We start from the raw sequence: 17,847 nt of genomic DNA on the forward strand, positions 1-17,847 counted from the left end.
ACAACGCCCCTGGCGGCCAAGGCCCCTGACTTCCAATAGTCCGTGGGACAGTCGCCTCATATGCCGTCAAACAGGACAGGTCTCAACACTCACAGGAGCGCTCGGGTGCACGGAGCGGAGCTGTCGCAGGCTTGTGACAAGCCTAAGCGAACACCTGCCCTCATGGGCCTGAAATGACAACGTAGAGTCCTCCCATGGCACCGAAGCGCTCCTCAGCATCCCGCCCCCGCCGGCGGCGCTCCTCCCCCACGGAGCTGGCCGGGCACGGACTGACCTTCCTCGGCGTCAGCCTTCTCTCCGGTCTCCTGGTGGCAGGCCTGGCGCTGCCCGCGGTGGGCGCGATCGGACTGGGCGCCAAGGACGGCGTCCAGGGTTTCGACAGCCTGCCCGCCGACTTCAAGACCCCCACGCTCTCGCAGGCGTCCTACATCTACGACGCCAAGGGCAACCAGATCGCCAAGATCTACGCCCGCGACCGCACGATCCTGACGCAGGACCAGATGTCGCCGCTGACCCGCGAGGCGCAGGTCGACATCGAGGACGCCCGCTTCTACCAGCACGGCGCCATCGACCCCAAGGGGGTGCTGCGCGCGCTCGCCAAGAACGCCTCCTCCGGCGCCGACTCCGAGGGCGCCTCGACGCTGACCCAGCAGTACGTCAAGAACGTCTTCGTCGAGGAGGCCGGTGACGACCAGGCCGCGTTCCTGGACGCCACCCGGAAGACCGTGGGCCGCAAGGTCCAGGAGCTGAAGTACGCGATCAAGTTGGAAGAGGAGTTGTCGAAGGACCAGATCCTCACCAACTACCTCAACATCACCTTCTTCGGACACCAGGCGTACGGCGTCGAGGCGGCCTCGCAGCGCTACTTCGGCAAGAGCAACAAGGACCTGACCATCGCGCAGGCCGCGTTGCTGGCCGGGCTGGTGCAGAACCCCACCGCCTACGACCCGCTGGAGCACCCCAAGGCCGCGCAGGCCCGCCGCGACACCGTGATCGACAAGATGGCGGAGTACCACCACATCACGCCGGAGCAGGCCAAGGACGCCAAGGCCAGCGGGCTCGGCCTGAACTACCAGGACCCGCAGAACGGCTGCATCACCGCCCAGGCGGGCATGGGCTTCTTCTGCGACTACGTGCGCAGGGTGGTGCTCAGCGACCCGGCCTTCGGCGCGTCCTCCGACGCGCGCAACAAGCTCTGGACCCAGGGCGGGCTGAAGATCACCACCACCATCGACCCGGACAAGCAGGCCGCGGCCTACAAGGCGGTCACCAGCAAGGTCAAGGTGACCGACCCGGTCTCGGCCGCGATGACCATGGTCCAGCCCGGCACCGGCAAGATCCTGGCGATGGCCCAGACCCGGCCGTACGGTCTGGACGCCAACAAGAACCAGACCGTGGTCAACCTCAACGTTGACTCGGCGATGGGCGGCGGCAACGGCTTCCAGCCCGGCTCCACCTTCAAGGCGATCGTGGCGGCGGCGGCCCTGGACTCCGGCAAGGACCTGAGCCAGACCTATGACTCGCCGCCCAAGATCACCTACCCCGACCTGCCCACCTGCACCGGCAAGTACGTGAACACCACCGGGGCCCAGGCCGGCAACGACAACCCGGCGACCGAACACGGGCCGTACACCATGACCCAGGCCATGGCGGCGTCGATCAACACCTACTTCATCATGCTGGAGCAGGACACCGGCCTGTGCGCGGTCAAGCAGATGGCCAACAAGCTGGGCATCAAGACCAAGGCCAGCGGCGCTCCGCTGGACGAGGTCCCGGCCATGGCACTGGGCGTCGAGGAGATGAGCCCGCTCGACATGTCGGGCGTCTACGCCACCTTCGCCGCCCGCGGCGTGCACTGCGACCCGATCGCGATCACCTCGGTGGTCGGCATCGACGGCAAGAACCTGCCCGTGCCGTCGGCCAACTGCAACCAGGTGATCCAGCAGAACACCGCCGACGAGATGAACACCATGCTCAAGGGCGTGACCGAGAAGGGCGGCACCGGCGCCGAACTGGGCCTCGCCGACGGCCGCATGATCGCCGGTAAGACCGGGACCACCGACCACCGCAACGCGGCCTGGTTCGACGGCTACACCCCCGACCTGGTCGGCGTGGTCTGGCTGGGCGGCCCGTCGGGCAACGTGCCGATGATCAACGTCACCATCGGGGGCCACGACTTCGGGCCCGAGGGCGGCGTCTACGGGGCCACCGGTCCCGGCCCGATCTGGACGATGGCGATGAACCAGGCACTGGCGGGCACGCCGGCGAGCAGCTTCAACCTGGTGCAACTCCCGTCGGGGGCGAACAGCCCCACGTCCAGCCCCGACCCGAACAGCCCGCCGCCGTCCGGTGACCCGAACAACGGCGGGGCCACCGACGCCGCGGCGACCACCACGGCGCCGCAGCCGACGCAGCCGAGCCAGCCGACGCAGCCGACGCAGCCGAGCCAGCCGACGCAGGACCCGTTCCCGGGCTTCAGCTTCCCGCCCGGCCTGATCGGCGGCGGCAACGGCGGGCCCGGCGGGCCCACCAAGCACCACCACTGACCGGTACGCACGAGCGCCCGGCACCCTCTCGAAGGGGGTGCCGGGCGCTTTTCGACGGACGCCCTCAGCGGGCGCGGTCCGCTCAGGCGGCTCCGCCCAGGGGCTCCGCTCAGGCGGCTCCGCCCAGGAGCTACTTCGCGGCCAGTGCGGCCTTCACCGCGGCAGCCACCCGGCCACCCTCCGCGACGCCCTCGACCTTCGGCCGGACCAACTTCATCACCGCGCCCATGCCCTGCGGACCGGTCGCGCCGCTCTCGGCCACCGCGGCGGCCACGATCGCCGCCAGCTCCTCATCACTGAGCTGCTGCGGGAGGAACTCCGCGAGCACCGCGCCCTCGGCCCGCTCCCGCTCGGCCTGCTCGGCCCGGCCGGCCTTGGCGAAGGCGTCCGCGGCGTCCCGCCGCTTCTTCGCCTCGCCCTGCACCACCAGGCGCACCTCGTCGTCGCTGAGCTCGCGCTTCTCCTCGCCCGCCACCTCGGCTGCCGAGACGGCTGCCAGGGTCAGCCGAAGTGTGGACGAGCGCAACTCGTTCCGGGCCTTGATGGCAGCCGTCAGGTCGTCCCGCAGCCGCTCCTTGAGCGTTGTCATTCCTGAATCTTCGCAGGTGGAGTCTTTCCCCGCCGCCGAATTTGGGCGTGCTCGCCCATGAGCCCCGAGCACCGTCCACCCGCCCGGGTGAACCATCTTGCAGATGCTTCGGATATTGCGAATACTTCAATTACACCGAGGAGGACCGCTGATGACCTCGATCACTGAGGGCCGGAAGATCGCCCCTGGCACAGTAGACGCCGAGACGGCAGCCCGAGCGCTGCGGAGGATCAAGGACTACCTGGCTCACACCACCCGGCCCGATGAAGACGTACGGATCCACACCGAGACCGGCGGCGACGTCCTGGTGCTCCCTCGGCCGACGGTGGAGATGTTCGCTGCGATCCTCGCCGCCCTGGCGGGCGGCCAAGGCGTCCAGCTGCTCCCAGTCAATGCCGAGGTCTCGACCCAGGTGGCCGCGGAGATGCTGAACGTCTCCCGCCCCTACCTGATCGGACTGCTGGAGCGAGGCGAGATCCCGTTCCGGCTCGTCGGCCGCCACCGGAGGGTTCGTTTCGACGACCTGGTGGCCTACCAGCGCGAGGACGACCGCAGGCGCAATGATGCGGCCGACGAACTCACGCGCCTCGACCAGGAGCTGGGGCTGGACTGAACCATGGCGTTCGTTGTCGTCTACGACGCGTGCGTGCTGTACCCCAACACGCTGCGCGATCTCCTGATCCGTGTCGCGCGAGCCGGCATGGTCCAGGCGAAGTGGACCGAACAGATCCTCGACGAGGTGGACCGGGCACTTGCCGGCAAGGTACCGGACGAGGCGAAACGGCGCCGCTTGCGCGAGCTGATGAACCTCGCAGTCCGGGACTGCCTGGTCAGCGGCCACGAGCCCTTGATGGAAGGCCTGAAGCTCCCCGATCCTGACGACCGCCACGTTCTGGCCACGGCCATCAGGGCGGGTGCCCAGGTCATCGTGACATCCAACCTCAAGGACTTCCCGGCCAGTTGCCTGGACCAGTGGAACGTCGAAGCGAAGTCACCAGATGATTTCGTCCTCGATCTCATCGGTCTGGACGAGCGGGTCGTCTACTCCTGTGCCCAGGAGATCGCCGCTGCCCGACGGAATCCTCCAGTGACCTTCGAGGACGTCCTCACCCAACTCGAGCGTCCGGACTCATCGAGTCAGCCGCAGCCCTGCGTTCAGGTCCCGCGCCAGCGCTGTGAAGCCTCCGCCCCACTCCCGGGCTGGCACAGAAGCCTCGAATCACACCACGCTCATGTATCCGAGGATCGCTTGACTGTTGTCATGGGGCAATCCTCACATCCCGGCCCCCGATCCGCCCATGAATAAGCTTTCAGGCACCACGGGCGGGCTGGACCGAGCGGGCGCTCACGCACTGTGGCCGGCGGGCTGACCGAGCGGGCGGTCACCGCCGTCGCGCGAGCCGCACCGCTGCCTGCACGATCCGGACCTGCTGCTCCACCTGCCGCCCGACCGATAGCCAGCTGCCGCGCAGGCAGTCCTGGTACTCGGCGCACCAGGCCGCGACCAGGCCGGCCAGCCGTCCGTGCAGCTCGTCGGCTCCGCCCCGGAGCGGTGCCAGGGCCCGGTGCAGCATCGCCACGGCCCGCAGCGGCACGCAGTGCGCCCACGCCTCGATGCCGGCCAGCCGGGCACCGGTCATCGGCGGCAGCGGCGGCGCCCCCGGCTGCGGTACCCGCGGGTCCCACTCGTCGGCGAGCGGTTGGAAGACCGGCAGCATCTGCGCGACGCTGCGCAGCAGCGGCGAGTCCCCGTGCCCCAGAAGCCGGGCGGCGGTGGCGTGGAACTCATGGACCAGTCGGCCGCGTTGCCGCAGCTGCTCGGCTGCGGCAACCAGGCTCGGCGCAGGATCGGCGACCAGCTCCGTGGTGGCCACCCGTTCGGTGGGCCAGAGCGGGACCTCGACGATCGCGGTGACCCCGCCGTAACGGCTCGGCGCGTGCCAGGTGGTGGTTCCGACCGCCCAGGAGGAGGCCTGGGAGTGTTCGACCTCGGCCACCTCCGGCATCAGGTAGACGCCAGGGCCCGGACTCGGCCAGTAGAGCGCGTCATAGACGCCGAGATCCAGTGGGATCCCCAACTCGGCAGCCGACTTGGCGAGCTCCTCGGCCAAGCCCGGGATGTCACCGGTCTCCTGGACGAAGGTGCCGCCCATCTCGCTGTTGTGCAGCGAGCACTGCACGAACGGGCGCAGCTCGTCGATCAGGTCGAGCAGCGCCCGGGTCTCCGGCAGTGTCCGTCCGACCGACGGGGCCCACTCCGGCTGCTCGTCCGCCGCCTGCCGGTAGAAGTACCGGAAGTGGTCGAGGGGTTGGCGCGGGTCGCAGGTCTGGCTCTCGGCCAGCTGGGCGCCGTCCGGGTCCAGGCAGAGCAGGAAGTTCCAGGTGACCTCGGCGGGTTGGGCCTGATCAGCCAGCACCCGCTGGGCCAGTTCCACGATGGAGGCTCCGCCAAGCCGCGATTCGTTGGCATGTGCGCCGGCCACCACCAGCACCTGCTCGCGCGCCGCACCGATGGACAGCAGCCGCAGCGGTCGCCCGGCGCGTGAGGTGCCGACGGTGCGCAGTCGGCAGCGTTCCGGCCATCGGGACACCAACTCACCTGCTGCTGCCTCGGCTTGCTTCAGCGTCGGGTACCGGTCGTACTGGGCCACTGCGCGGCCCGCTTCGGTCGAGACATCGATGGCGGACAGAACGCCCCTCCTCTCGCCCCAAGTGCCGCACAGGTGGGCCCTCGGCCACCGGAGCGTCGGCTTCAACTCCGCTTCGGCAGCGTCGCCTTGACGCACGACCGAGGCAATCAGACGTCCTGGCCTCTCGCCATCGCCCCGGCTGCCTGCTCCATGGCGAGCGGCCTGACCTCGATCGCCGCCACGACACCATGACACCCTCGCATCAGGTGTGTCGTCCCGTCAGTAGTCCACGACACCTTGATTCCTGTGTCAAGCACCCATTGGTACTGCGGGAGTTGAGCCGCGAGGTGGACGATGCCACGGATCAGCCGAGGCAAGCCGGATTCCGACCGGTCAGCGACGGCGGCCACCACTGCCGGCTCGGCACCGCCGGGGCTTCTGCGGGGAGTGCCTGCGCGCCGACGAAGCGGTCCGCCGGGGTCTGGGGGCCGACCCCGGCCAGGAGGAGGCGGTGCCCTCGCCCTGGATGCCGTGCAACCCTGCCACCGCCCCCACCGGAGGTCCCTGCGGGCCGCCGATCGCACACCCGGCCTGGCGCTGTTCACCGGGCCCCGCTGGACCCCGGCTTCCGCTGCCGGATCACCCTCGGTGCCCCGGACGTCACCGTTCGGCAGCGGATCCCGCGCCGCCAGGACCGCCCGGACCGCCGGCCTGCGGCGATCGCGCCGGCCCGGCCGAGGTGCCCGAGCGGGATCACCGCGCTCACCGGTGGCGCCGTGGTCATCCGGCGCGAGCCGACCTCCCGCCCAGACGGCGACGAGTGATCATCGGCCGGGGACCCTCTGGCGACGAGGTGATCACCGGCCGGGCGGCCCTCCCGCGACGAGCGAGGTCAGCTCCCGGCGCCTCGGTCCGCCCGGCTGCCGCCGCGCCGCGGGTCGGCCACGACGGAACCCGGCCGGCCCTGCCGGTGGCGCAGCTGCGGGGCCGGCCGGGCAAGGGCCGTGCTGGTGGTCCGCGCGATGCTCCGCCTGCGTCTCCTGGCCCTGGTCACCGGGCCCACCGGCCCCACCATCCGCCGGCCCGCCGTGCCCGCCGGCCCGCCGCACACCGGATCGGCCCCGCTCCCCCCTGCGCCAGCGGCTCGACGGGGGCCGGCAGTGCCGTTCCTCCCCGGCAGCGCCCCGGGCCCCGTGGGCACCGCACCGAGAGGTGCCGCTCCCGACAGCGGCGGAAGCGCGGGCAGTGGCTCGACGTCAGCTGACGGTGCGTGAGCGGGTGCCGACCCCACGCAGTCCCGTACCAATCTCCCGTCGCGCCCGCCCCCGAGCCAAGGCCAGGTTCACCGGAACCGAACCGGTCTGCGACCATGGACCGATGCGAAAGCTGTACTCCGTCCCGCTCGCGGTCGCCGCGACCGGCGCCGCCACACTCGCCTACTCCGCCGGGTACGAAGTCCGCGCATTCCGGCTGCGCCGGGTGGACGTCCCGGTCCTCCCCCACGGGGCCAAGCCGCTACGGGTACTGCACGTCTCGGACATCCACATGGTGACCGGGCAGCGCAAGAAGCAGCGCTGGCTGCAAAGTCTGGCCGGGCTGCGGCCGGACCTGGTGGTCAACACCGGTGACAACCTCTCCGACCCCCTGGGCGTGCCGTCCGCGCTGGACGCGCTCGGCCCGCTGATGGAGTTCCCCGGCGTCTACGTCTTCGGTTCCAACGACTACTACGGCCCGGCCCGCAAGAGCCCTACCCGCTACCTGAAGGCGCTGGCCTCCGGCAACCACGGCCTCAACAACGCCGACGGCACCGGCCGGCCCGGCATCACCGGCGCCGTCCACAACCCGTGGGAGAAGCTGCGCGACGGATTCGACGCCGCCGGCTGGGTCGACCTGACCAACACCCGCGGCCGCCTCGCGCTGGCCGGCCTGGACCTCGAGTTCACCGGACTGGACGACCCGCACATCCGCCGCGACCGCTACGCGGCGGTGGCCGGCGGCCCGTCCGCCGACGCCGACCTGTCGATCGGCGTGGTGCACGCGCCGTACCTGCGCAGCCTGGACGCCTTCACTGCCGACGGCTACCCGCTGATCCTGGCCGGTCACACCCACGGCGGCCAGCTCTGCATCCCCTTCTACGGCGCCCTGGTCACCAACTGCGACCTGGACGCCAAGCGGGTCAAGGGTCTCTCCACCCACCGCGCCGGCGGCCGCCAGTCCTACCTGCACGTCTCCGCCGGCTGCGGCACCAATCGCTACACCCCCGTCCGCTTCGCCTGCCCCCCGGAGGCCACCCTGATGACCCTGACCCCACGGCCCCGCTAACCGGATTTCGTCTCCTGACCTGCGTCGGGTAGAGTTCTACTCGTCGCGAAGGAGACGGAGCGACAAACCGCAAGACCGGGGTGTGGCGCAGCTTGGTAGCGCGCTTCGTTCGGGACGAAGAGGCCGTGGGTTCAAATCCCGCCACCCCGACCCAGTAGTAGCAGGCAAGGGCCCTGCCGGAGAGATCCGGTAGGGCCCTTCCTCGTTGTGCGTGACTAACTGCGTGACTATCGCTCAGGACCCCTGCTGGAACAGGTCGTCCATGACCACGGCGCCGGTCTGGATCACCGGGCGGATCTGCTTCCGGTAGACCTCCTCGGTCACGGCCGTGCTGGAGTGCCCGACGAGCCGTGAGATCTCTTCCAGCGGCACCCCGCTGTCGGAGAGCAGCGAGACGAAGCTGTGACGTAGCTCATGGGGCGTCCATTCGGCGGCATTCACCCCTTCGGCCTTTGCGATGGCGGTGCGGAACGCGCGGCGGACGTGCGAGGGGTCGAGCTGCTTGCCCACGTCGGAGTGGAAGACGAGGTTGTTCTCCTCCCACTTGTCGTCGGCTGCGTAACGGTCCCAGCCCTGGTCGACCCAGTGATCCCACAATGCCTCGACGCAGCGCGCCGGCAGGGCCAGGGTGCGGCGGGACTTCCGGGTCTTGGTGTCCCCCGTAGCCCGCACCGAGCGCCACACCGCCATGTGGGGTGGCACCGGCGGGTCGGCGTCCGGCTGGCCCTTCAGGAAGACGTGGTCCCAGGTGAGCGGGCGAAGCTCCTCGGTGCGGGCTCCTGTGAGCAGGGACACAACGATGTAGGCGTACATCGAGGTCTTCTCGGCCGCCTTGAGGATGGCTTCCGCCTGAGCGAACGTCAGCGCTTTCGACGGCCGGCCGGGCTGCCCGGTGGGGACCGAGCACAGCTCCACCACGTTGCGCTTCACCTTGTCGCGGGCCATGGCGCGCTTGACCGAGCGGTTCAGGCAGGAGTGCAGGGCTTGGAGCGTGCGGGTGCTCAGGGTCTTGGACTTCTGGGCGAGCCACCTGTCGACGTCCTCCGCGCTGAGATCCCGGAGCTTGCGGGCGCCGAGTGACGGGATGACGTGGGTGCGGCTCAGCGTGGTGAGGTTGGTCAGCGTCCCCTCGTTCCGACCGGCCAGCCCGTACATCAGCCAGTCGTTGACCGCGTTCTCGACGGTGTAGTTCGTGGGCGCGATGGCCAAGCCGTCCTCGTGATCCCGAAGGATCTCCTTCAGCTTGTTCTTGGCCTCGGTCTTGGTCTTGCCGCTGCCGCGCTTCACGATGCGCTTGCCGCTCGGGTCGAAGCCCAGACTGGCCGTCGCGATCCAGCGCTGGCGCTTCTCGTCCCAGTGGAGGCCGCCGTCTCCCCGACTACGACGCGTGGCCATCAGGCCGTCCCTTCCATCCGCGACGCGACAAAAGCCCGGTACGAGCCATACGGGACGCGGCGAGCCCTGCCGATCTTGATCGAGCCAAGCCGGTTGCATCGGATCAGGTCGTAGACCGCCGAGCGCCCGAGCTTGAGCCGAGCCATCACCTCCGGGACCGTGAGCAGGTCATCGTCAGACACGGGTGGGTTCTCCTTCCGTTCCGGGGGCGGGTTGCAGAGTTTCGGCAAGCCAGGCCTCCGCGGCGGTCAGGCCAGTACCGGCGAAGGCCCAGTGAGCGAGGACGAGGGTTGTCTCATCTGGGGTAGCTGCAGCGGGGCCCTGTTCGGGGGCCTGAGCGCGACGCCAGTCGGCACGAGCCTCGCGGAGTGCGCCGAGGGTGGTCGAGTACCGGCGGGTCTTGGTGGAGAAGTGGCCGCGGAAGCCGAGCATGTGGGCCCAGGCCCGCAGCCGGAGATCGGCCAGTTCAGGACGGCCGCCGAGGGTCCAGCAGGTGCGGATCATGCGGCGGGCGTGCTCGGGGATGTCGAGGTGGGCCAGTGAGCGGGCCAGGCCTGTGCCGTCGCAGGTGTCGCAGTGCGTGGTGAGGCCAGCGGCGGTGGGGAGCCGACCACGTCCCGCGCACGGCTTGCAGCACAGGGAGCTGTCGAGTGTGCCCGTCGCTGTCTCGGCGCCCTTTGTCGCGTACTTGGCGATGTAGGCGGCGACCGCGCGTTCGCTCAGCTCCGAGCCGCCGGCAAACTCGGCGGTCCGGATGGGGCGGATGTCGAGCTGGGTGCCGAAGGCGAAGCGGTACTCCCGGCCGTCGACCAGCGGGCCGGGGATGTCGGCCCGGCGGGCGGCGGCCCGGATGGCGTCGGAGAGGAGCTGAGTGGAGGCCCAGCGCGGCGGGCAGTCCGACCCGCCGTCGGGCCCGTCGAGCCGGATGACGGCGTGGAAGTGGACCAGGCCACGGCGCTGGTACTCGGCGACCTTGGCGAAGGACACCCGCGCGTACTGCCGGAAGGCCCGTTGAGTGAGCCCGGCCCGAGCGGCGAGCTCGCGGCGCAGGTGGATGGAGAAGCGCCGCCAGAGCGCCCCTGAGTGGGCGTTCCAGAGGACGGCGCCCCGGTAGTCGTAGGTGTCGGGGTTGAGCGGGGTGCCGAGCTCGGGGGCGTCCTGACCGTGAAGCGTGCCGCAGCGGCAGGCACGGACCTGCCCGGTGCTGTTGGCCGGCCGGTTGTGGACGGGCCCGAAGGACGGCGCGGTGAAGGTGGCGAACACCCGTGGGTGCGTGGCGACTTGGTCGGGCGTGCCCTTGCCGCCGCGCAGTCCGGCGGTGATCAGGTGGAAGGTGTCGCGGCGGTAGGTCTCGGCACAGGCGGTGCAGCGGGTGGCCCGGCGGTTGTTGCAGCGGACCAGGAGTTGACCGGCGGGCAGGTCGGTCGAGGCCAGGTGGCGTCGGATCTCGCCGGTTGCGGTGCTGACCTCGGTGCGCTCTCCGTCGAGGCGGACCGGGTGGGTGCAGCCACCGAGGCCCTGGAGTTGGCGGGCGAGGGCGGGCAGGGTGCCGAGCTGGACCAGGGTGGCCAGCTCGGCGACGGGCGGCAGGGTCACTTACCGCCCCTGTTCACGATCTGGACGCCGGTCCGTGTGCCGGATTCCACGGCGGGCGCGAGCACGGTGTGGGCGAGGTAGAAGCCGAACAAGGCGATGACGACGGCGACCCAGACCCGGATGCCGAGGAACTTGATCGCGGTCCAGGCGACGATGCCGAGGACGACGACCAGGGGGAGGCTGACGGTCATGATTGGGCGGTCCTTTCAGCGGGCGGGGCAGCGGTGGGTGCGGGCGGCGAGCTCGGCGGCGGCGCGCGAGTCGTAGTCGGCGGAGAAGCCGCAGCGCGGCGCGGTGCAGGCGGCGGTGTGCTTCTCGCGGCCCCGGCTGTCGTAGAAGGTGGCGACCTGGACGGGACCGATCCGGATCACGTTGCGGAAGCGGCGGTTGGGCATGGGTCAGCGCTCGCTGGGGTCGGTAAGGAAGTCGTCCGTGTGGTCGGTGAGCCACTGGCGGATCTCGGCGCTCTCCTCGGCGTCGGCGGTGAGGATGGCGCGTTCGGCGGTGGCCACCGCGGCGACGAGCTGATTGCGGCGGGTGAGTTCGGCGGCGCGCTGCAAGGCGCGCAGGGTGGACGGGCGCATGGTGGGATCTCCTGTCAGAGCTGGGCGGTGATGGCTTCGGCCAGCGGGGCGGGGATGCCGAGACGGGCACGCAGCGTGGGCACGTCGATGGGCATTCCGGTCTGGTTTCGATGGTGTTCAGCGACCTTGCGGGCGTGTTCGACCAGGGCGGCCGGGACAGCGACCGGGGCTGGTCCCGGGAGCAGGGGCGGCGCGTCGACGGACGGCAGGTTGTCGTCATCCGGCGCCGTCGACTCCATTGCTGCGATCGACTCTTGGGGCGTCGTGGCGCCCGAGTGGGCGAGGAGCGTGCCGCCGAGGAAGGCCACGGCGGGCCACCCGGCGACGAGGATGCGCAGCCAGGCCGGGACAGCTGCCACGTCGAGGAGTCCGGCGGTGGCGATGTTGGCGCCGAGGGATGCGGCAAGGGCGATGAGGAACCAGCACCAGCCGGAGGCCCGATTCGCCCCGGAGCGCATCCGACGCCAGGCGGCGACCAACAACAGGTCGACCGAGACCGGGTAGGCCCAGGCCTTCCAGCCGTGCTGGCCGGCCGCTCCGGCGATGTCGTGCAGATGCGCGAAGGACAGCGCCGCGGCGATCACAGCCTGGACCAACACGGCGTCCACGCGGCGCAGTTGGGCACGCAAGGGGACGCCTCCTTTCGGGCGTGACGAGGTAGGGACTCGGCGCGGGACGGCGCGCCACCGGGGTGGGGGAGGGGTCAGGCCGTGCTCAGGCCGGCCGGGACAGCGTCAGCGACGCGGGGGCGGAAGCGGTCGAGCTTCGGCATGTCAGGGACCAGGTGGGAGTTCGCGGCGCAGGTGGCGCAGGCCCGAGCGAGAGAGAGGTAGGGGGTGCGGATGCGGGACCAGCCGCCCGAGGTGTCCCCGACGACGGCCAGGCCGGGCCGCTCGGGAGCGATGGCGCAGGCCGCGAGGACCGCCTCCGGGGAGATGTCCCCGAGGGCCATCTTGGCCGAGGCTTCGTCGTTGACCCGGTGGCACACGCGGCCGGTGAGCTGGGCGCGGAGCATGGTGGCGCCCTTGCCCAACTCGGCGCCGAAGCGCTGCCCGCACACCTCCAGGTAGATGCCGGCAGCCCGGCCGAGTTGGGCGAGCCGGATGAGCTGGGTGACCATCTCGTCCCGCCGGTCCTCTTCCTTGCGCGTGGCGACGAGGAACAGCTCTGCCACCTCGTCCACGAGAAGCACGATCGGGACAGGCCGCTCGTCCTCGGGGAGGCCCCAGACGTCGGAGGTGATCTCCTCGTCCGGGACGTCTGAGGCTATGCCCTGGCGGGCGCGGATCTGGTCATAGCGGCTCTCCATCAACTCCACCAGAGTGGGCAGGAGTTCGGCCGCCTGTTCCGGGTCGGTGGCCAGCGCGGAGAGTCGGGGAGCGAACGGCGCCAGTTCGACACCGCGCTTGCAGTCGATGCCGACCAGGGCAACCGGTTGCGGGGCGAGCCCGGCGACCAGGTGCCGGAGGAACATGGACTTGCCCGACAGGGTTGCCCCGAGAGTGAGTTGGTGGGGGATGGCGCGGTAGTCGCGGACGAAGGCAGTCGCGTCCTCGCGCAGGGCGACCGGCACCTTGAGGAAGCCCTCCGCCACCTTTCGCGGCATCCGGACGCGCCGCAGGACGTCGAAACCCACCAACCGGAGGTCAACGACGCCCGGCTTGACCTCGCTCACGTAGACCGCGTGCACGCCCCAGGCATGCCGGAGACGTTCCGCCGAGGCGGCGACATCCGCCGGCTCCTGTCCCGGTGCGAGACGCAGCCGAAGCCGTAACCCGGTCAGGGTGGGTCGGAGGACGCCCCGGCGGGGCGGAACGGGTCGTACCTCGCGGCGCGTTGTCGCCCGGACGGCCAGAGCCCGCAGGCGGGACGGCGCCACGGTGAGCCCGCAGGCATCCATCACCGCGCCGTACGAGCCCAGCAGGCGGGCGGTCGTACTGGTCAGGCCGACCGTGCACCAATAGGCGCTCGGATGGCGTGCCTTGAGGTAGGCGGCCCCACCGCCGACCGCGAGGGTCGGACCGCCGATCTCCAGCAGAGTCAGCAGGTTCGACACTTCACGCCCCCATGGAGGCGGGGAACATGGCCGGAGTGACGGCGGCTGCGCGGTAGGCGATGCCGTGCCGGGCCTGCCCGTTGAACACCTGCTCCCAGGGGCGAGCCACCAGGCCGACCAGCGCGACCGCGCCACCGAGGGCCAGGCCCTCGCCGACACCGGACTGCGGCACGGTGACCTTGAGGAGCGAGGACTCGCCGTCCTCGATGTAGACGACGCCGACCGTCATCAGTACCTCGCCGGTCACGGTGTCGGTCGCGATTTCTCCCGTCCGGCGATCGCGGACCTTTTGCTCCGGCGCCTCGGTCAGCAGGACCGTCGCGCCAGAGGTCTCCACACGGATGGAACGCATGAGCTGTACTCCCTTGCGTGCACCGCAAATGGGTGCAGTCAGTGACAAATGACTACGCAACGGGAGGTTGACCGCATATGGACTCGGCGCGATACGCTCAAGAAGCGTTGTGCCAACGACGCACCGAGCCTGAGTGGGCTGCCTCCCGCTCAGGCCACCAACATTCGTGTGACCCTTTGCCGCTGACGCGCCGGGGCAGGTCTGCCTTCCTGCCACGGCGCGTTCGCATGTCCGCATACAGGCCCCGCAGAAGGCGGGATGCGCATGCTGACAGGAACGAGAGTAACTCGTACTCCAAGTACTGTCTAGTACTTTTGGTACCAGCTCATACTTCCAGTACGCCCAACTCGCGAGCCAGGTCGCGGAGCTGATCCGACATTGGCTGACTCATGGTCAGCAAGTCGGTCACGAGCTGCTTCACCATCGCCATGGCTCGGAACATCTCCGGCGAGAGCCCACGTGCCGTCAGCAGCTCGTTTACCGCGTCATCGAGCTGTCGGCGCTGCGCGTAGGCCCTGGCCACGTCGATGTGGAACCTCGTCTGGCGCTCGGTGGACAGCACCGACGGATCGACGGCACTCGCCGCCCGCAGGGCGATGCCGGCATCGCCAAGGTCGACCGCTACGGCGACCTCGTGCAGACCGACGTTGGTCGGCCCGAACTCGGTGTTGTAGTCGTTGCGTCCCTCGCCCACTGAAGCGGCCATCTCGCGCGCCTCACGCAGGTGCTCGTACGCCGCCTCGGCCTGGTTCGCGCGCGCGGCGGCGACTGCACGTTGCAGGGTCAGGGCCCCACGCATCGCCACGGCCTCCACCTGACCGGAGTCCGCGAGCGGGCGGAGTGCGTCAGCGGCGCTGCCCGAGGCCTGGGCCGCCTGCGCAAAGTGACGAGCACCAAGGAAGACGATCGAGAGCCGGAACTCACCAGCCGCCATGAGCAGCGGATCGCCGGCGCGCTCCGCGGCCACCACGGACCGGTCGATGGCGATCCAGGCCGCCTCCGGCTCACCCATGTTGGAGAGTGCGGCGCTACATGCGTGGTACATCCGCGCCAGCAACCGGAACAGCTCAGCGCGTTGATCCTCCGGGACGGAACGGGCGGCCGACTCCAGCGAGGGCACCAGGCTTTCGAGGAGCTCTGCAAGGTCTGCGTAGCCGCCGCCATGGGCGAGCGACCAGGCCCGATCGACCTCGACCCGCAGTTCCTCCACATCGGGCGCGGCATGCGGCCCGAGGATCGCCTTGAGCGAGTGCGCGGCACTGAGGACCAGGCGCAGACGACTCGCGCCCGGCGTCTCACCCTCGGCCGCGGCTGCGACGATCGGCGCCTCGGCTGCCAGCTCGGCAACGGGGATGTCCAGGACCTCCGCGACCATCTCCAGGACGGTCATGCGGTCAATCCGGCGTACACCCCGCTCCACCTGGGAGACCCAGGCTTCCGAGCGACCGAGCAGCTGGGCGAACTCCTTCTGCGACAGTCCGCGGCGCTTGCGATGGAAGGCGATCTTCTTCCCGAGCGCCTTCGCGTAATCAGCGCTCAAGATCCACACCCTTGGCGGACACGAGGTCAAGCCAGTCGACCTCGGTGGCGGCAAGGTACTGCTCGCGCTTGGCGAGGAAGTGCTTCACATAATCCTTCGACTCGTGCTCCTCGAAGGCGGCGCGGTCCCGATAGAGCTCGTAGAAGATCCGCTCCAGCGGCCGGCCGTCAACCCGGTGGACCGCATAGACCACCGTTCCGGGCTCGTTGACCCGGATCAGCTCACCGGTCCGCGCCACCAGCTCGTCGAACGCGGCCGCCGCCGACTCGTCGTTGCAGGTGAAGCGCACCATCAGTCCGAACATGGTTCTTCCTTCCTCGGTAGCGAAGTTGAGCAGCAGCACTCTCGCCGCACCAGCTAACCGTACGAAAAGTGCGAACCCGCACTCGTAGTACACGCATCTTGAGTACGGTGCTAGTACTAAATGTACTGCTCGACGGCTTCCGGCGACAGTGGGTCGGCCAGCCCGGGCAGAACAGAGCAGGTCAACGCCGCAAAGGAGCGCCATGACCACTCACCGACGCACCGTCGCCGGCCACCCCCGGGAGCTCAGCGCAGTACGGGGTTGGGTCCGGAAGCTTCTGACCAACCACCCGCGCGCCGAGGAGGCCGAACTGATCGTCAGCGAGCTCAGCACCAATGCCTTTCGGCACACCGAGAGCGGCAGCCGGACGGGTACCTTCGAGGTCGCCCTGACCCTCGCACAGCGCGGCGTGGCGATCACGGTCACCGACCAGGGCACCAGCACCAGCAGCCCGCGCATCCAGCGCCCGGCGGACGACAGCACCCGGGGCCGGGGCCTCGACATCGTCTCCACGCTCGCCGACCGGTTCACCATCTCAGGCGACCACCGCGGCCGGGCCGTTACTGCGGAACTGTGGCTCCCTCGACAAGGCCAGCCGTCGGCCTCCGAGAGCGCGTCCTCCATCGCCCAGCACGGATACCGCTGCGAACACCACGTGCAGAGCCCGGCGGACGAGAAGGGCCCGCACCTGGTGAATACCTTCAGCACGGGGAACGCGGAGGCGGCGATCCGCTGGATCCGTCAGTCTGTCAGGGCCCTACATCTGGGGATCGACGCCGCAGAGCTCGATCGGCTCCGCCAGTGGGCCGAGACCGACCACGCCAAGGCCCTCGACGACCTCCGCCGTAGCCTGCCCTCTACTCTCATCACGGGCAACTCGGACGACTACCACCAGTGGACGGCCCGACCGGTCATCTTCCTGCCGTTGCTCCCGCCCCCGGGCAAACCGGTCCTCACCTACCAGCCCATGTGCTCAAGGGCCAGGCGCTGCAGCGCGTTTGAGTAACAACCTTCTCTACGGGTTCAAGGCGCGGCGCACAGCGCCGCGCGGCACGCGCCCGGCCGCCCGCCGTCGCTCCTGTCTCCGCCCCGCTCCCGGCGGGCGCCCGGCGGTGCCGCGTGTGCGGCAGAGAGAAGTGGGGCGCTGCCCCACACCCCGGCCCTCCTCGGAGGGGACCAGGGACCGGCGCACGGGTGCACCATCGACGGGGTGATCGTGGTGGGTCGCGGGACGGCCCCCTCCTCGACCGGCCACCCAAGGGCGTACCCGGAACCTCCAGGGGCCGCCAAGGCCAAGCGCAAGCGTCACGGAGTGAGCCTTGGCGGCCCCTGGAGAACCCGGGTGCGGCGAAGCTGCCCGATCGAGGAGGGAACCACCCCGCTCAGCCCGGATTCTGGCCGACGGCCAGTGCGCTTTGCCGAGCGTCACTTGGCCTCAGTCGCCAGGCTGATTACGGTCCAGCATCCCGAACAGGCCCTCGGGGCTCGGGGCCGTTCACAGGCTGGCGGCGTCCCCGGAGGCAGGTGCGGCAGGTTCTAGAGCGACAGGGCACGGCCAAAACCATTCGCCGCCCTTGAACTGCGCGACCCTCGCGCACCCCTACCGCCCGAGCAAAGCCTTGATAGCCGGCCCTGACCAGGTAAGACAGCAGTCAGAGCCGTCCGACCTCGCTCGTCACACGCAGCAGAGGGCCGTAACCGTACGAGATTCGGCCAACCATGGGCACCAAAAGTGTCGTGAAGTCACGACACTCTATTCGCCTAGGCCTTCTCATATGGGAAGTAGTCGGCTGCACATATGAGCAGCCCCGCAGCTCAGCAGAAGACGATCCTCCACCTACTTCTTGTGGCGCTGGAACTGTACGACCCTCTTGCATGTGTCCTGTTCAGAGCGGGTCTAAAGCAGCCTGGCCAAAAGACGGTTAGCTTCTAG

At 69.9% G+C, this 17,847-nt stretch carries 18 protein-coding genes and 1 tRNA gene; 6 read left to right on the top strand and 13 right to left on the bottom strand.

All coding sequences use genetic code 11. The features are described from left to right. The first annotated feature begins 194 nt into the window (after nucleotides 1–194). Entirely contained in the window at nucleotides 195–2,546 is a 2,352-nt protein-coding gene (locus LN042_RS32285) for a transglycosylase domain-containing protein (RefSeq protein WP_230054991.1), read from the top strand. Between the two features lie 130 nt (nucleotides 2,547–2,676). On the opposite strand, the gene LN042_RS32290 is transcribed toward LN042_RS32285, so the two are convergent. Beyond that, nucleotides 2,677–3,135 carry a GatB/YqeY domain-containing protein gene (locus tag LN042_RS32290; RefSeq protein WP_230054992.1) on the bottom strand — a complete coding sequence of 153 codons (459 nt, stop codon included), beginning with the start codon at nucleotides 3,133–3,135 and terminating at the stop codon, nucleotides 2,677–2,679. A gap of 151 nt (nucleotides 3,136–3,286) precedes the next feature. Here LN042_RS32290 and LN042_RS32295 point away from each other — a divergent pair, with 151 nt between their 5' ends. Both LN042_RS32295 and LN042_RS32300 read left to right on the top strand, forming a co-directional pair. Further along, nucleotides 3,287–3,748: a helix-turn-helix domain-containing protein gene (locus LN042_RS32295; RefSeq protein WP_230054993.1), complete on the top strand. Its 462-nt coding sequence runs from the start codon at nucleotides 3,287–3,289 to the stop codon at nucleotides 3,746–3,748. Between the two features lie 3 nt (nucleotides 3,749–3,751). Continuing rightward, nucleotides 3,752–4,441, top strand: a complete 690-nt coding sequence (locus tag LN042_RS32300; RefSeq protein WP_230054994.1) for a PIN domain-containing protein — start codon at nucleotides 3,752–3,754, stop codon at nucleotides 4,439–4,441. Nucleotides 4,442–4,517: 76 nt separating this feature from the next. On the opposite strand, the gene LN042_RS32305 is transcribed toward LN042_RS32300, so the two are convergent. Next, a complete protein-coding gene (locus tag LN042_RS32305) occupies nucleotides 4,518–5,726 on the bottom strand; it encodes a M14 family zinc carboxypeptidase (RefSeq protein ID WP_230054995.1) in 1,209 nt (402 codons plus the stop codon). A 1,416-nt stretch (nucleotides 5,727–7,142) separates the two neighbouring features. Between LN042_RS32305 and LN042_RS32310 the strand changes: the two genes are divergently transcribed. Then, nucleotides 7,143–8,087: a metallophosphoesterase gene (locus LN042_RS32310; protein WP_230054996.1), complete on the top strand. Its 945-nt coding sequence runs from the start codon at nucleotides 7,143–7,145 to the stop codon at nucleotides 8,085–8,087. A 76-nt stretch (nucleotides 8,088–8,163) separates the two neighbouring features. Further along, a tRNA-Pro gene (locus LN042_RS32315) sits at nucleotides 8,164–8,237 on the top strand. A gap of 84 nt (nucleotides 8,238–8,321) precedes the next feature. Here the strand turns inward: LN042_RS32315 and LN042_RS32320 are convergent. The 11 genes from LN042_RS32320 to LN042_RS32370 all read right to left on the bottom strand — a co-directional run bounded on the left by LN042_RS32320 (nucleotide 8,322) and on the right by LN042_RS32370 (nucleotide 15,914). Beyond that, entirely contained in the window at nucleotides 8,322–9,482 is a 1,161-nt protein-coding gene (locus LN042_RS32320) for a site-specific integrase (protein ID WP_230054997.1), read from the bottom strand. Further along, nucleotides 9,482–9,664, bottom strand: a complete 183-nt coding sequence (locus LN042_RS32325; RefSeq protein WP_308191901.1) for a helix-turn-helix transcriptional regulator — start codon at nucleotides 9,662–9,664, stop codon at nucleotides 9,482–9,484. Before LN042_RS32325 ends, LN042_RS32320 begins: the two co-directional genes overlap by 1 nt. Continuing rightward, nucleotides 9,657–11,078 carry a replication initiator gene (locus tag LN042_RS32330; protein WP_230054998.1) on the bottom strand — a complete coding sequence of 474 codons (1,422 nt, stop codon included), beginning with the start codon at nucleotides 11,076–11,078 and terminating at the stop codon, nucleotides 9,657–9,659. The genes LN042_RS32325 and LN042_RS32330 overlap by 8 nt, the downstream gene beginning before the upstream one ends. Continuing rightward, the gene (locus LN042_RS32335) at nucleotides 11,075–11,269 is read right to left on the bottom strand and encodes a hypothetical protein (protein ID WP_230054999.1); all 195 of its coding nucleotides are present in this window, start codon (nucleotides 11,267–11,269) and stop codon (nucleotides 11,075–11,077) included. Before LN042_RS32335 ends, LN042_RS32330 begins: the two co-directional genes overlap by 4 nt. A 15-nt stretch (nucleotides 11,270–11,284) precedes the next feature. Continuing rightward, on the bottom strand, nucleotides 11,285–11,473 hold the full coding sequence (locus LN042_RS32340; RefSeq protein ID WP_230055000.1) for a mobile element transfer protein: 189 nt from the start codon (nucleotides 11,471–11,473) through the stop codon (nucleotides 11,285–11,287). A 3-nt stretch (nucleotides 11,474–11,476) separates the two neighbouring features. Continuing rightward, nucleotides 11,477–11,662: a hypothetical protein gene (locus tag LN042_RS32345; RefSeq protein WP_230055001.1), complete on the bottom strand. Its 186-nt coding sequence runs from the start codon at nucleotides 11,660–11,662 to the stop codon at nucleotides 11,477–11,479. Nucleotides 11,663–11,676: 14 nt separating this feature from the next. Continuing rightward, a complete protein-coding gene (locus LN042_RS32350; protein ID WP_230055002.1) occupies nucleotides 11,677–12,291 on the bottom strand; it encodes a DUF2637 domain-containing protein in 615 nt (204 codons plus the stop codon). A gap of 74 nt (nucleotides 12,292–12,365) precedes the next feature. Beyond that, nucleotides 12,366–13,718 (bottom strand): FtsK/SpoIIIE domain-containing protein, encoded by a 1,353-nt coding sequence (locus LN042_RS32355; protein WP_230055003.1) that lies wholly within the window; start codon nucleotides 13,716–13,718, stop codon nucleotides 12,366–12,368. Nucleotide 13,719: 1 nt separating this feature from the next. Next, on the bottom strand, nucleotides 13,720–14,070 hold the full coding sequence (locus LN042_RS32360; RefSeq protein WP_230055004.1) for an SCO3933 family regulatory protein: 351 nt from the start codon (nucleotides 14,068–14,070) through the stop codon (nucleotides 13,720–13,722). A 325-nt stretch (nucleotides 14,071–14,395) separates the two neighbouring features. After that, complete coding sequence (locus tag LN042_RS32365) at nucleotides 14,396–15,619, bottom strand: helix-turn-helix domain-containing protein (protein WP_230055005.1); 1,224 nt, start codon at nucleotides 15,617–15,619, stop codon at nucleotides 14,396–14,398. After that, entirely contained in the window at nucleotides 15,600–15,914 is a 315-nt protein-coding gene (locus LN042_RS32370) for a putative quinol monooxygenase (protein ID WP_230055006.1), read from the bottom strand. The genes LN042_RS32365 and LN042_RS32370 overlap by 20 nt, the downstream gene beginning before the upstream one ends. A 202-nt stretch (nucleotides 15,915–16,116) precedes the next feature. On the opposite strand from LN042_RS32370, the gene LN042_RS32375 reads away from it, so the two are divergent. Then, nucleotides 16,117–16,920 (top strand): ATP-binding protein, encoded by an 804-nt coding sequence (locus LN042_RS32375; RefSeq protein WP_230055007.1) that lies wholly within the window; start codon nucleotides 16,117–16,119, stop codon nucleotides 16,918–16,920. Nucleotides 16,921–17,847 lie beyond the last annotated feature (927 nt).

Source organism: Kitasatospora humi (assembly GCF_020907985.1).
Taxonomy (GTDB): domain Bacteria; phylum Actinomycetota; class Actinomycetes; order Streptomycetales; family Streptomycetaceae; genus Kitasatospora; species Kitasatospora humi.

Coding starts and splice junctions, on each gene's coding strand:
- LN042_RS32335 (WP_230054999.1), bottom strand. CDS start 11,269: ATGACCGTCAGCCTCCCCCTGGTCGTCGTCCTCGGCATCGTCGCCTGG.
- LN042_RS32360 (WP_230055004.1), bottom strand. CDS start 14,070: ATGCGTTCCATCCGTGTGGAGACCTCTGGCGCGACGGTCCTGCTGACC.
- LN042_RS32310 (WP_230054996.1), top strand. CDS start 7,143: ATGCGAAAGCTGTACTCCGTCCCGCTCGCGGTCGCCGCGACCGGCGCC.
- LN042_RS32345 (WP_230055001.1), bottom strand. CDS start 11,662: ATGCGCCCGTCCACCCTGCGCGCCTTGCAGCGCGCCGCCGAACTCACC.
- LN042_RS32300 (WP_230054994.1), top strand. CDS start 3,752: ATGGCGTTCGTTGTCGTCTACGACGCGTGCGTGCTGTACCCCAACACG.
- LN042_RS32375 (WP_230055007.1), top strand. CDS start 16,117: ATGACCACTCACCGACGCACCGTCGCCGGCCACCCCCGGGAGCTCAGC.
- LN042_RS32320 (WP_230054997.1), bottom strand. CDS start 9,482: ATGGCCACGCGTCGTAGTCGGGGAGACGGCGGCCTCCACTGGGACGAG.
- LN042_RS32340 (WP_230055000.1), bottom strand. CDS start 11,473: ATGCCCAACCGCCGCTTCCGCAACGTGATCCGGATCGGTCCCGTCCAG.
- LN042_RS32295 (WP_230054993.1), top strand. CDS start 3,287: ATGACCTCGATCACTGAGGGCCGGAAGATCGCCCCTGGCACAGTAGAC.
- LN042_RS32285 (WP_230054991.1), top strand. CDS start 195: ATGGCACCGAAGCGCTCCTCAGCATCCCGCCCCCGCCGGCGGCGCTCC.
- LN042_RS32370 (WP_230055006.1), bottom strand. CDS start 15,914: ATGTTCGGACTGATGGTGCGCTTCACCTGCAACGACGAGTCGGCGGCG.
- LN042_RS32290 (WP_230054992.1), bottom strand. CDS start 3,135: ATGACAACGCTCAAGGAGCGGCTGCGGGACGACCTGACGGCTGCCATC.